The 12,906-nt window shown below is 71.0% G+C and carries 11 protein-coding genes; 2 read left to right on the top strand and 9 right to left on the bottom strand.

Features of this window, described 5'->3' with window-relative positions; all coding sequences use genetic code 11:
- Positions 1-161 precede the first annotated feature (161 nt).
- The 3 genes from DXK32_RS08210 to DXK32_RS08200 form a co-directional block, all read right to left on the bottom strand.
- The gene (locus DXK32_RS08210; RefSeq protein WP_247877047.1) at positions 162-1,139 is read right to left on the bottom strand and encodes a TAXI family TRAP transporter solute-binding subunit; all 978 of its coding nucleotides are present in this window, start codon (positions 1,137-1,139) and stop codon (positions 162-164) included.
- A 134-nt stretch (positions 1,140-1,273) separates the two neighbouring features.
- Positions 1,274-2,125, bottom strand: a complete 852-nt coding sequence (gene fghA / locus DXK32_RS08205; RefSeq protein ID WP_114858058.1) for an S-formylglutathione hydrolase — start codon at positions 2,123-2,125, stop codon at positions 1,274-1,276.
- A gap of 7 nt (positions 2,126-2,132) precedes the next feature.
- Entirely contained in the window at positions 2,133-3,248 is a 1,116-nt protein-coding gene (locus DXK32_RS08200; RefSeq protein WP_205215672.1) for an S-(hydroxymethyl)glutathione dehydrogenase/class III alcohol dehydrogenase, read from the bottom strand.
- A 134-nt stretch (positions 3,249-3,382) separates the two neighbouring features.
- Between DXK32_RS08200 and DXK32_RS08195 the strand changes: the two genes are divergently transcribed.
- Positions 3,383-4,300: a LysR family transcriptional regulator gene (locus DXK32_RS08195; protein ID WP_114858056.1), complete on the top strand. Its 918-nt coding sequence runs from the start codon at positions 3,383-3,385 to the stop codon at positions 4,298-4,300.
- A gap of 34 nt (positions 4,301-4,334) precedes the next feature.
- Here DXK32_RS08195 and DXK32_RS08190 read toward each other — a convergent pair whose 3' ends face one another.
- From DXK32_RS08190 to DXK32_RS08180, 3 genes are all read right to left on the bottom strand, one after another.
- Positions 4,335-5,570 (bottom strand): YeeE/YedE family protein, encoded by a 1,236-nt coding sequence (locus tag DXK32_RS08190; protein ID WP_114858055.1) that lies wholly within the window; start codon positions 5,568-5,570, stop codon positions 4,335-4,337.
- 130 nt (positions 5,571-5,700) lie between these two features.
- On the bottom strand, positions 5,701-6,948 hold the full coding sequence (locus tag DXK32_RS08185; RefSeq protein WP_114858054.1) for a cation:proton antiporter: 1,248 nt from the start codon (positions 6,946-6,948) through the stop codon (positions 5,701-5,703).
- Positions 6,949-7,011: 63 nt separating this feature from the next.
- Positions 7,012-8,136, bottom strand: coding sequence for an MBL fold metallo-hydrolase (locus DXK32_RS08180; RefSeq protein ID WP_247877036.1), 1,125 nt, complete (start codon positions 8,134-8,136; stop codon positions 7,012-7,014).
- 65 nt (positions 8,137-8,201) lie between these two features.
- Here DXK32_RS08180 and DXK32_RS08175 point away from each other — a divergent pair, with 65 nt between their 5' ends.
- The gene (locus tag DXK32_RS08175; RefSeq protein WP_114858052.1) at positions 8,202-9,284 is read left to right on the top strand and encodes an ABC transporter ATP-binding protein; all 1,083 of its coding nucleotides are present in this window, start codon (positions 8,202-8,204) and stop codon (positions 9,282-9,284) included.
- A gap of 113 nt (positions 9,285-9,397) precedes the next feature.
- Here the strand turns inward: DXK32_RS08175 and DXK32_RS08170 are convergent, their stop codons facing one another.
- The 3 genes from DXK32_RS08170 to DXK32_RS08160 all read right to left on the bottom strand — a co-directional run bounded on the left by DXK32_RS08170 (position 9,398) and on the right by DXK32_RS08160 (position 12,692).
- Positions 9,398-11,125, bottom strand: coding sequence for an ABC transporter permease (locus DXK32_RS08170; protein WP_114858051.1), 1,728 nt, complete (start codon positions 11,123-11,125; stop codon positions 9,398-9,400).
- A 2-nt stretch (positions 11,126-11,127) separates the two neighbouring features.
- Complete coding sequence (locus DXK32_RS08165) at positions 11,128-12,165, bottom strand: ABC transporter substrate-binding protein (protein ID WP_114858050.1); 1,038 nt, start codon at positions 12,163-12,165, stop codon at positions 11,128-11,130.
- Between the two features lie 137 nt (positions 12,166-12,302).
- A complete protein-coding gene (locus DXK32_RS08160) occupies positions 12,303-12,692 on the bottom strand; it encodes a hypothetical protein (RefSeq protein ID WP_247877035.1) in 390 nt (129 codons plus the stop codon).
- Positions 12,693-12,906 lie beyond the last annotated feature (214 nt).

Raw genomic sequence — 12,906 nt, 5'->3', positions numbered from 1 at the left:
AAGCGCATCCCCCTCACCGGCCCTTCGGGCCACCCTCTCCCCGCTTTCGGCGGACCGAAGGTCCGCCTGTCGCGTCAGCGCAAACGAAGTTTGCGCGTGAGCGGAGGGGAGAGGGTTTTACTGGTCGGATGCGGCATGAGAAAAAGCAAGGAAGGTGCGTCTTACTTCAGGACGCCCTGTTCCTTGTAGAACTTCTCCGCGCCCGGATGCAGCGGGATGCCGAGGCCCGAGGTGGCGTTCTTCAGCGTGACGAGCTTGCCCTTGGCGTGGCCGGCGTCGAGCGCGGCGCGGCTCTTCTCGTTGTAGAGCGTCTTGACGATGTCGTAGACGAGGTCATCGGGCTGCTTGGCACTGGTCAGCCACTGGGCGTTGACGGAGATGGTGTTGGTCTCCGGCACGTCCTTGTAGGTGTTGGCCGGAACGGTGTCCTTGGCGAAGAACTGGTACTGGCCCAACATCTTGTCGATTTCCGGCCCGGTGATCGGAACCAGCGAGATGCCCGACGAGGTCGCGAGTTCGGAAATGGCGCCGGTCGGGTAGCCGCCGACGAAGAAATAGGCGTCCAGAGCGCCGTCGCGCAGGCGGTCGCCCGCCGGACCCGGCTTCAGATACTCCGCCTTCACGTCCTTCTCGGTCAGGCCGAAGGCGCCGAGCACGATGCGCGCGTCGACCAGCGTGCCCGAGCCCGGCTCGTCCAGCGACACCCGCTTGCCCTTCAGGTCGGCGACCGACTTGATGTTGGCGTCCTTGCGGGCGACCAGATGGATGGTTTCCGGGTAGAGCGTGGCGATGACGCGCAGGTCCTCCACCTTGCCCTTGCCCTCGAACAGGCCGGTCCCGGTGTGGGCCCAATAGGCGACGTCCGACTGCGAGAAGCCCGACTCGGAGGAGCCGCCGTTGATCGCGTTGATGTTGGCGACGGAGCCGTTGGAGGCCACAGCGGTGGCGACCAGACCGGGCACGCCGCCGTTGGTTCCGGAGATGACGTTGGCAATCAGCCCGCCCACCGGATAGTAGGTGCCGGCGGTGCCGCCCGTGCCGATGCGGAAGAAGGCCGGGGTCTGCGCCACGGCGACGGTGGCGCCGATGGCGACCGCGCCCGCCACGGCGGCGAAAGCCAGACGGCGGGTCTTGGACATGAACTTCACGACAACCTCCCAATTATTTCGCGTCGTAACGAAATCATGCCTTTGGGTAGGAGGCTTGTCGACACGAATGGGTGTCCCGTCCGCACATACGGCCCATTCCGGACCGTCTGTGCGGACGAAACGCGTCAGTCCGCCAGCAGCGCCGCCGCGTGGTGGCGCAGATGGTCGTCGATGAAGCTGGCGATGAAGAAGTAGCTGTGGTCGTAGCCCGGCTGCATCCGCAGGGTCAGCGGGTGGCCCGCCGCCTCCGCCGCCCGCTGCAGGTTTTCCGGCTTCAGCTGCTTCTCCAGGAAACTGTCGGCGTCGCCCTGGTCCACCAGGATCGGCAGTTTCTCGGTGGCGCGGCCCAGCAGGGCGCAGCTGTCCCACTCCAGCCACGCCGCGTAGTCGGTGCCGAAGAAGCGCTCGAACGCCTTCTCGCCCCAGGGCACGCTGGCCGGGTTGCCGATCGGCGCGAAGGCCGACACGGCGCGGTAGCGGCCGGGGTTGCGCAGCGCGCAGACGAGCGCGCCGTGCCCGCCCATGGAATGGCCGGAGATGGAGCGCCGGTCGGTCACCGGCAGCTCCGCCTCGACCAGCGCCGGCAGTTCCCGCACCACATAGTCGTGCATGCGGTAGTGCTTCGCCCAGGGCTCCCGCGTCGCGTTGACGTAGAAGCCGGCGCCCAGCCCGAAGTCCCAGGCGCCGTCCGGGTCGCCGGGCACGTCGGGGCCGCGCGGGCTGGTGTCCGGCGCCACGATGGCGATGCCGAGTTCCGCCGCCATCCGCATGGCGCCGGCCTTCTGCATGAAGTTCTCGTCCGTGCAGGTCAGGCCGGACAGCCAGTAGAACACCGGCACTTTACCCGATTCGGCCTGCGGCGGCAGATAGACGGCGAACACCATGTCGCAGTCCAGCACCGCGGAGCGGTGCCGGTAGCGCTTGTGCCAGCCGCCGAAGCAGCGGTTCGCCGCGATCTGGGTCAGTTGCGACTCCATCCGGTCCTCACGGGTTGTAGAGGATGACGGAACGGATGCTCTTGCCCTCATGCATCAGGTCGAAGGCCTTGTTGATGTCCTCCAGCCCCATGGTGTGGGTGATGAAGGTGTCCAGTTCGAACTCGCCCTTCAGGTAGCGCTCCACGTAATCCGGCAGCTCCGACCGGCCGCGCACGCCGCCGAAGGCGGAGCCGCGCCAGACGCGCCCGGTGACCAGCTGGAACGGGCGGGTGCTGATTTCCTCCCCCGCCCCGGCGACTCCGATGATCACCGACTCGCCCCAGCCCTTGTGGCAGCATTCCAGCGCGGCGCGCATCACCTTGACGTTGCCGATGCACTCGAAGCTGTAATCGACGCCGCCGTCGGTCATCTCGACCAGAACCTCCTGGATGGGGCGGTCGTAGTCCTTCGGGTTCACCACGTCGGTGGCGCCGAGCTGCTTGGCGATCTCGAACTTGTCGGGGTTGATGTCGATGCCGATGATGCGCGACGCCTTCGCCATGACGGCGCCGATGATCGCCGACAGGCCGATGCCGCCCAGGCCGAAGATGGCCACCGTCGAGCCCGGCTCGACCTTCGCGGTGTTGCGCACCGCGCCCATGCCGGTGGTCACGCCGCAGCCGAGCAGGCAGACCTTCTCCAGCGGGGCGGCCTTGTTGATCTTGGCGACCGCGATCTCCGGCAGCACCGTGTATTCTGAGAAGGTGGAGGTGCCCATGTAATGGAACACCGGCTGGCCCTTCGCCGTGAAGCGGCTGGTGCCGTCCGGCATCAGACCCTTGCCCTGGGTGGCGCGGATCGCCTGGCAGAGGTTGGTCTTGCCGGACAGGCAGAATTTGCACTTGCCGCATTCCGGCGTGTAGAGCGGAATGACATGGTCGCCGACCTGGACGGACGTGACGCCCGGCCCGACCTCCTCGACGACGCCGGCGCCCTCATGGCCCAGGATCGCCGGGAACACGCCTTCCGAATCCATGCCGGACAGGGTGTAGGCGTCGGTGTGGCAGACGCCGGTGGCGACGATGCGCACCAGAACCTCGCCCTGCCTGGGCGCCGCGACCTCGACCTCTTCGATCTCCAGGGGGCGCTTCGCTTCCCAGGCCACCGCCGCGCGTGACTTCACCATCCCACCGTCTCCATGCGTTCGCGTTTCTTTGAAGATCGACGTTAGCATTCCGCGCGCGTTGACAACGCTGCAATGTTGGAGAGGATTGTTGCCGTATGGGGATAATCGGCGCGGAATCGGGGGTCTGACGGGTGAGCCGCTGGGATGGCATCGACGAATTCGTGGCGGTCGCCGAGTGCGGCGGCTTCTCCCGCGCGGCGGAGCGGCTGCGCATCTCCTCCTCGCAGGTCAGCCGTCAGGTGGCGCGGCTGGAGGACCGCTTGCAGGCCCGCCTGTTCTACCGCACCACCCGCAGCGTGACTCTGACCGAGGCCGGCCGCTCCCTGCTCGCCCAGTGCCGCCGCCTGATCGAGGAGCGGGACGAGGCGCTGCTCGCCGTCAGCGACCTCCAGGCGGAGCCCAAGGGCCTGCTGCGCCTGACCTGCGCCGTGGCCTACGGCGAGCGGTTCGTCGTTCCGCTGGTCAACGATTTCCTGGAGCGCCACCCCCAGCTCCGCGTCGAGATCGAGCTGACCAACCGCCGGCTGGATCTGGTGCATGAGGGGGTGGATCTGGCGGTGCGGCTGGGGCGGCTGATGGATTCCAGCCTCGTCGCCACGCGGATCGCGCCGCGGGTCATGCATCTGTGCGCCGCGCCGTCCTATCTGGAGCGGCGCGGGACGCCGCGCCGGCTGGCCGACCTCGCCGAGCACGACTGCCTGACCGGCACCGCGGACGGCTGGACCTTCGACGCGGGATCGCCGGAGGATGGCACCTCAGAAGGAAACGGCCCGGAATGGCTGTTCCGGCCGCAGGGGCGCTGGCGCTGCAACAGCGGCACGGCGGTGCTGGACGCCGCGCTGCGCGGCTTCGGGCTGTGCCAGCTTCCCGATTACTACGTGGTCGAGCATCTGACGGCGGGGCGGCTGGTCTCCCTGTTGGAAGCCCACCGCCCGCCCAACACCGCCGTCTGGGCGGTCTACCCGCCGCAACGCCACCTGTCGCCCAAGGTGCGGCTGCTGATCCAGCATCTCAAGGAAGGGCTGGCCCGGCGGCCGGAGTACCGCTGACCGCTCGGCAGGCCGCCGTTCAGCAGGCGGTCGCTCAGCAGGCGGTTTGGCGCGGCGTGCGCTCGACCTCCAGGCCGAAATACGGGCGCAGGGCGGTGCCCAGATAGTTGCCGGCCAGCGCCGCGACGATCCACACCCAGCCGTGCAGGCTGCCCGAGGCGATGCCGCTGAAATAGGCGCCGATGTTGCAGCCATAGGCGAGGCGCGAGCCGTAGCCGAGCAGAAGCCCGCCGACCACCGCCGCCACCAGCGACCGCAGCGGCAGTGTCCACACCGGCGCGAACTTGCCGGCCAGCCCGGCGGCGAGCAGAGCGCCCAGGATGATGCCAAAGTCCATCACCGAGGTGACGTCGGCCAGCACGCTCTCCTGCAACGCCCTGGCCTGGGCCGGCGCCTGCCAGAAGGGCCAGGAGGCGACGTCAACGCCCAGCGCGGCCAGCCCCTTGCTGCCCCACAGCGCGAAGGCCGAGGTGATGCCCCACGGACGCCCGGCCAGCGCCAGCGTCGCGAAGTTCAGCACGGCCAGCGCGACCGCGCCCCAGACCAGCGGCCAGGGACCGCGCAGGAAGCGCCGCAGCCCTTCGGTCTTCGCCGGGGCGCCTTCGATCAGGCGGCCGTGGCGCCGCTTCTCCAGCGCGAGGGTGCCGGCATAGACCGCGGCGAAGATGGCGAGGTTCACCGCCAGCGCCACCGGCCAGCCCCAGGCCGCGACCACCGACACCGGGGCGGCGGTCCATTGCGCCTGCCACCAGGGCAGGTGATAGGCGCCCAGCACCGAGCCGACGATGAAGAAGGCCAGCGTCACGACCATGCGCGTGCTGCCGCCGCCCACCGTGAACAGCGTGCCCGAGGCGCAGCCGCCGCCGAGCTGCATGCCGATGCCGAACAGGAAGGCGCCGGCCACCACCGACAGGCCGACCGGCGACACCAGCCCCTTCACCGGCGTGCCGAACAGCGTCCCGGCGGCCAGCACCGGGAAGAACAGCGCGCAGGCCACGGCCAGCATGACCATCTGCGCCCGCAGCCCCGCCCCGCGCCGGTCCGCGATGAAGACGCGGAAGGCGGAGGTGAAGCCGAACAGCGCGTGATAAAGCACGAGGCCCATGGCGCCGCCCACCAGATAGAGCGCCGCCTGCCGCCCCGACACGGCGTCGCCGATCCACAGGCCGCCGCCCACCAGGGCGAGCAGCGCCACGGTGACCACCCGCCAGTCGATTCCCGGCAGCAGCGTGGCCGAACCCGCCGCCCGGCCCAGAGTCGTGTCCGTCATCCCGGCACTCCAAAACAACAAAAATTGTACGTTGATAAAGGCGATTGCCTGATTGGCATCAGTAGATAATGGGATGCTTTCCACAGGAAAGGCCATTCTGCGCATTCCTGTCCTGCGCGGAGTTTCCCCATCAGACCTCGGGAAACAGGCGCCGGGCCAGCCGGCCGAGCGTCAGGCTCTGCGCGATGATGGTGAAGGCGACGACGGCGTAGCAGGCGACCAGCAGCAGGTCGCGGTGCGGGTTGTCGGGCAGCGACAGGACCAGCGCCACCGCGATGCCGCCGCGCACCCCGCCCCAGGTCAGGACGGCGGTCGCCGCCGCCTTGCGCTGGCTGCGCAGATGGACGGCGACCACGGGCAGAACGCTCGCCAGCCGGGCCACCAGCGCCAGCAGAGGCGCCAGGAACGCCGCGGCCATCACCGGCGCCTGCCAGGACAGCACCACCGCGGCCTCCAGCCCGACCAGCATGAACAGGATGGCGTTCAGGATGGCGTCGACCATCGACCAGAAGGCCTTCATGATGAAGCCCGTCCGCTCCGACGAGACGTGGTGCTTGGCGGTGTTGCCGATCAGCAGCCCCGCCACCACGACCGCGATCGGGCCGGACAGGCCGAGCCGCTGGGCGAGGCTGTAGGTCGCCGCCGCCAGGGCGAGCGAGATCGACAGCTCCACCGCCGGATCGTCCGCCCGGCTCTTCGCCCAGAAGGCCAGGGAGCCGGTCGCCAAGCCGAGCAAGGCCCCGCCGCCCGCCTCCTTCACGATGTCCCAGGCCACGCCCAGCACCGTCACATCGGTGTCGGTCCCGGTGGCCAGCCCAAGCAGCAGAGCGAACAGCACCACCCCCATGCCGTCGTTGAACAGGCTCTCCCCCGCGATGGCGGTGCGCAGCCCTTCCGGCAGCGGCGCCTTGCGCAGCACGGCCAGCACCGCCACCGGGTCGGTCGGCGCCAGCGCCGCCCCCAGCACCAGACACCAGATCAGCGGCACCGGCTGGCCCATGGCGTCGAAGACCAGCCACATGCCGGTGCCCATGACGCCCGTGGAGATCACCACGCCCAGCGTCGCCAGCAGCGCCACCGCCCAGCGCCGCCGCCACAGCGTGCCGCTGTCCTGCTCCACCGCCCCGGCGAACAGCAGGAAGGCCAGCACCCCTTCCAGCAGCGCTTCGGGCAGGTGGGCGCTGGTCACCAGCCGCTCCTCCCAAGCGCGGATGTCGATGGCCGGGACCAGCGTCCCGACCACCGCCGTCGCGAAGGCGAAGCCGAAGGCCAGCAGGAACACCCCCGCCGTCGCCGGCAGGCCAAGCAGGCCGCGGCTGGCGAAGCTGAACAGCGCCGCCAGGGTCAGCAGGAGGGACAACAACTCGAAGGTGCCCATGAACAGCCGTCGGCAAAGGGACAAGCCATGCCAACAGGGCGCCCGCGGCGATCCTCTCGCGCGTCAGCCCTCCGGAGCGTCCAGCCCCTCCAGGATTGCCGGGGCGAAGGCGGACCGCCAGCCCTCCCGGTGCCGGATGTCGCCGAAGGCGGGCAGCACGTGCTCCGCCCCGGTCGTTGCGATCAGCGCCGTCAACTGCCGCAGCGTCGGATGGACGTTCCAGCGCAGATACCGCGCCCGGCCGGCATCGACCAGCGTCCGCGACGGCGCGCCCGCGGCGAGGTAGCCGGTGAAGACGATGTCCGGCCCATCCGCCCCCGCCCAGCGCTCCACCAGTTCGGCGGCGGTGCCGCTGGTGGCGTTGGGGCCGGCGGCGAAGGTGACATCGCGCGGGTCGCCCGGTTCCTTGGCGCGGTCGAGCAGCCGGCGCAGCCGTTCCTCCGCTCCGGGGCGCAGGGCGGTGTCGGCCTCCGCCAGCAGGTGGGCGATGGCGGCGCGGTGGGCGTCGTCGATCGCCGGGACGACGCCATGATCCAGCGCCCACAGGGCCATTTCCGGCCCGCGCCCGTCCGCCGCCACCGGGAACAGCGCACCGCCCGCGTGAAGGAAGGGCTCCAGCGCGGCCAGCCGCTCGGCCTGCGGGGTGTCGTCCAGGCCATAGGAGGCGTCGAGGATCACCCGCCGCGCCGGCGGCGGCGGGTCGAAGGGGAACAGGGCCGATTCGTCGGAATGGTCGCCCATGTAGAGAATTCCGCCGTCCTCCGTGCCCAGATGAATCCACACCCCGCCCGGCGCGTGGCCGGACCGCCCGGTGGTCACCGGAACGCCCTGGATTTCCACCGTTCCGCGCACCGGCAGCGGCAGGGCCGCGACGGTCGGCGGCAGGAGGCGGGCGGCCAGCGGCGTGGCGTAGACCGGCGGGTTGCCGACCCGGTGGCGCAGGCCCAGAGCGCCGGCGTGGTCGCCGTGGGTGTGGGTGACCAGGATGGCGTCCACCCGCCCCGCCCCGCTCAGCGGCGGCAGGCGCCCGGCGTCCGGCCCCTCGCCGAGGTCGAGCAGCAGCCGCGCCCCGCCAATCATCGCCAGGAAGCAGGCCGGCCCCTTGTTCCCCAGGCCCGACAAGGCGCGCAGACGGACCTTCTGCCCACGCCCCGTCATCGCCCCCGTCATCGCAGCGTCACTTGACATCACGCCCCCGTTCCGCACTGTGCCTATCCCTCGCCGCCTTCCTGAATAGCGCGACTTCCGGTGCCATGACCACTCAGACGCCCGCCCTCCTGATCGACGACGCCTCCCGCCACTATGCCGGGACGCCCGCCCCCGCGGTGGACGGCGTGACCATCGACGTGGCGGCGGGGGAGTTCCTCGCCCTGCTCGGCCCGTCCGGCTGCGGGAAAAGCACGCTGCTGCGCATGGTCGCCGGGTTCGAGCGGCTGGACGGCGGGCGCATCACGGTCGGCGGCCGCACCCTGTCCGGTCCCGGCACCCACGTCCCGCCGGAGGAGCGGCGGATCGGCCTCGTCTTCCAGTCCTACGCGCTGTGGCCGCACATGACGGTGGCCGGCAACGTCGCCTACCCGCTGGAGACCGCCCGCGTTCCCCGCGCGGAGCGGGAGCAGCGGGTGCGCGCCGCGCTCGACACGGTGGGGCTGTCGGGCTTCGACGCGCGCCACCCCGCCGAGCTGTCGGGCGGCCAGCGGCAGCGCGTGGCGCTGGCCCGCTGCCTCGTGATGAGCCCGGAGCTGGTGCTGCTGGACGAACCGCTCGCCAACCTCGACGTGCATCTGCGCGCGGCGATGGAGGAGGAGTTCGCCGACTTCCACGCCAAGACCGGCGCCACCATGGTCTACGTCACCCACGATCAGGCCGAGGCCATGGCCCTGGCGACGCGCATCGCCGTGCTCGACCGCGGGCGGCTGGCCCAGGTGGCGGCCCCCCGTACGCTCTACCGGGAGCCGGCCACGCGCATGGTCGCCGGCTTCGTCGGCCAGGGCGCGGTGGTGGACGGCGTGGTGACGGGTCCGGTGGCCGACGGCCGCGCGCGGGTGCAGTTGTTCGGGGCGGAGGCTTTGGTGCGCTGCCGCCCCGACCAGCCGGAGGGGCCGGCGCTGGTCTGCCTGCGGCCCGAGGATCTGGAGCCGGCGGCGGGCGGTCCCATCGCCGCGACGGTGGTGCGCGCCGCCTACAAGGGCGGCTTCGTCCTGGTGGAGGCCGAACCGCAGGCCGCCCCGGGCGTGCGCCTGCTGCTGCGGGTGTCCGGCGACGCGCAGGTCGCGCCGGGCGAAGCGCTGCGCCTCGCGGTGCGCGACGGCTGGGTGGTGCCGGAGGGGGTGTGAGGTGAGGGTGTAGAGCCCCCCTCCCGACCTCCCCCCGCTGCGCAGGGGGAGGAGTTAAAGCCCTCCCCTGCGTAGCGGGGGAGGGTTTGGTGGGGGCCCGCCTCAGGAACGTCTCACCCCCGCCAGGGAATGATCCCCGCCGGCAGCCGCCGCCCCAGCCAGCCGACCGCCAGCAGCACCGTCACCACCACCGCAATGGTCACCACGCTGAGCGCAGCGGCCAGCGTCGGGCTGCCGCCCTCCTCCAGCGCGTAGACGACGACGCCCAGCGTCTCCCGCCCCTGCGACCACAGCAGGATCGACACGGTCAGCTCGTTGAAGGCGGTCAGGAACACCAGCACCCCGCCCGCCGCCGCCGCGGGCGCCACCAGGGGCGCCACGATGGTGCGCAGGCGGCGCAGCGGCCCGGCGCCGCAGGCGCGCGCCGCCTCCTCCATCGCCGGGTCCAGCGCGGCGCAGGCGGCCTGGGCCGGCCGCAGGGCCAACGACAGGAAGCGCGCCAGATAGGCCGCCAGGATGATTCCCAGCGTACCGTACAGGCCGACGCCCAGCAGCGGCAGCGGCTTCAGGAAGACCAGGATGCAGCCGATCGCCAGCACCACGCCTGGCACCGCGTGCGGCAGCTCGATCAGCACGCCGACGGCGCGGACCAGCCGCCCGCCCTTTCCCGGCCCGGCCATGGCGTGGGCCAGCGGGATCGCCAGCAGGACCAGCAGCAGCGCCGCCGCACCCGACAGCACGAAGGAGTTGGTGAAGGCCCGCCCAACCTGATCGAGCCCCAGCACCGTCGCGTAATGCGCCAGCGTCGCGGTCTCCGGCCCCAGCGGCAGGCCGTAGACGCGGATCAGGCTGGTCGAGGCCAGCGCCGCCAGCGGCGCCGCCAGGATCAGCGCCACCACCGTCCAGCAGAGGAGTTCCAGCGGGCGCCTCGCCCGGCCCAGCCGCAGCACCGCCGCGGGCGCCGAACCGCCGATCACCCGCGCGTCCACCCGCGCCTGGAGCGCCATCTGCGCGGCGATGCCGACGCAGGCGATGGCGCCGATCAGCACGGCCAGCACCGCGACCTCCGGCAGGACCGACGGACCGAAGCCGGCCAGCCGCCGGTAGATCAGCGTCGGCAGAACCGGAATCCCCGCCGGGATGCCGAGCAGCGCCGGAACCCCGAAATTGCCCAGCGCCGCGACGAAGGACAGGGCCAGCCCGGCGGCCAGCCCCGGCAGGCTGAGCGGCAGGACGATGGTGCGCAGCACCCGCCCGCGCCGGGCGCCCGCCGACTGGGCGGCCTCGACCAGATCGCGCGGCACGGCGCGCAGGGCGGCGCGCAGCGCCAGGAAGACCAGCGGCGCGTGCTCGATCCCCATCACCAGAATCATCCCGGCGGAGGAATAGACCGGGTTCGGCGTGCCCGGCGCCGGAGCGAGCCCCAGCGGCTTCAGCAGCGGGCTGCCCGAGCCGGCGAGGTGGATCCACGACAGGGCGACGATCTGCGCCGGGATCATCAGCGGCAGGATCAGGCAGAAGGCCAGCGCCGTCTTGCCACGCAGATCGGTCAGGCCACAGAGCAGCGCGAAGGGCACGCCGAGCGCCGCCGCCACGACCGTGGCCCCCGCCGCGATGGCGACGCTGTTCCCGGTGGCGCGCCACGTCATCTTGGACGTCAGTACGCGGGTCATCGCCGTGAGGTCGCCCGTCGCCATCGGCCCGGCGACCTCCCACACCAGCCGCAGGATCGGCAGCAGGACGATCAGCCCGGCCAGCGCGAACAGCAGCGGCGCCCCGGAAACGGAAAAACGACCGGCGGCGTGAAAAGGCCGCCGGTCGCTGAATGTTGCCAAACTCATCCTTAGCCGCCGAACAGGTCGGCGAAGTCCTTCTTGTTGGCCTCGTCGTCCTTCAGGGCCTTGGCCGGGTCATAGGGCATCAGCGAGATGAAGGAGGTGTCCGGGAAGCCGGCCGGCGGCGCCACCCCCGGCAGCGCCGGCAGGAAGCCCTGGCGGGAGGCCAGCTCCTGCCCCTCCTTGCTCAGCAGGAACGCGATGAAGGCCTTGGCGGCGTCGGGATTCTTGCTGGTGCTCAGGATGGCGACCGGCTCGGTCACCGCGCTGACGCCCTCCTTGGGGAAGACGAAGGCGACGGGAGCGCCCTTGGCCTGCTCGCGGATCGGCAGGTAATCGACGATGACGCCGTACAGCTTCTCGCCGCTGGCCACCGACTTCAGAATGCCGCCGTTGCCCTTGGCCGCCGTGGCGCCGTTGGCCTGGAGCTTCTCGTAATAGGCCATGCCGAGGTCCGCGCGCTCCTTCACGGCGGCCATGTGGATGGCGGCGGCGCCGGAATAGAGGGGGCTGGGCATCACGGTGGTGCCCTTGGCCTCCGGCTTCAGCAGGTCGAGCCAGGAGGACGGCTTCATCGGCGCCGCCGTGTTGTAGGCGATGCCGGTGGTGATCAGCTTGGTGGCGAACCAAGTGCCGTCCGGATCGTGGGTGCCGGGGCGGTAGCCCTGGACCGGCGCGTCCTTGTAGGCCAGCAGGCGCTTCTCCGCCTTCAGCGACTCCATGGTCACGGCGTCGGCGATCAGCAGCAGGTCGGCCTGCGGGCTGCCCGCGGCGATCTCGGCGCGGAGCTTGTTCATCAGCTCCGTCGTGCCGCTGCGGACCCACTCGACCTCGACGCCGGGGTTCTTGGCCTTGAACTCGTCCACCGTCTGCTTCGCGTCGGCTTCGAGCTGCGAGGTGTAGAGCACCAGCTTCCCGGACGGCTTGTCTGTCGCGGCCTGGGCGGCGTGGACGGGCAAGGCCAGCAGAAGCGCGCCGGCGGCGGCGGCGATGGTCGTTCCGATGGCCGCGAACGCCGCGGCGAGGTGTGTGCGCTTGGCCTTCATGTCTCCCGTTTCCCTCTCTGGTCGTCTCCGCCGGTCCGGAGCCCCGTTGGAGTGCCCCGGTATGCGAACGAAGGCCCTTGTTTACGCCAGAACCATGACAGCCGCGTGACGGCGACCGTTCCGGACGGTTCTCAGCGTCATACCCGATTGAGACGGCTCAGGGAAAGGGGACGCCCCGCGGAGGAGGGATCGGCGGACGCGGTTTCCTCCTTGCCGAGGCCCAGAGCGTTGCGGGTGGCCTCCAGCCGGTCGGCGGAGAGCGCCACGGCGTCGGCACTCCTGCGCAGGCGGTGCAGGCTGCGGACCATGCTGTCCACCGCCGCGCCGCGGAGCTGGGCGGCGCGGGCCGCGGGGGCGTCCTTGTCGTCGGGAATGGCGTGCAGGCGCGCCGGCTTCGTCACCAGCAGGGTGGAGACCTCCAACCGCGTGGCGTTGTCGCGAACCGCATGGACGCGGTGGACCAGTTCGGCCAGGGAAATGTCGCGGCACAGGCCACGGCACCACAGGGCACCGGGTTCCGACCGCATGCAGAATCCGCAGCCCGTTTCCTCGTTCCACAATCGCTTGGCCGTGTGTACCGACATGCTCCACCCCGTTGCTCCGGCTCCAGAAGAGCGCCGGAGGGGGCTGCGAAGCAAAGCGTCTTTGGCGATACCGCTCTGTGGGGAGGCCGCAACGCCCCCTCTTCGAACGGAGTCGCGCGAAGGGCTTGGAAGACAAGCCGTTCGGCAGCACCCTTAG

Origin of the sequence: Azospirillum brasilense, assembly GCF_003349955.1 — a bacterium.
GTDB lineage: Bacteria > Pseudomonadota > Alphaproteobacteria > Azospirillales > Azospirillaceae > Azospirillum > Azospirillum brasilense_B.
This window is presented reverse-complemented; position numbering and strand designations above follow the sequence as displayed.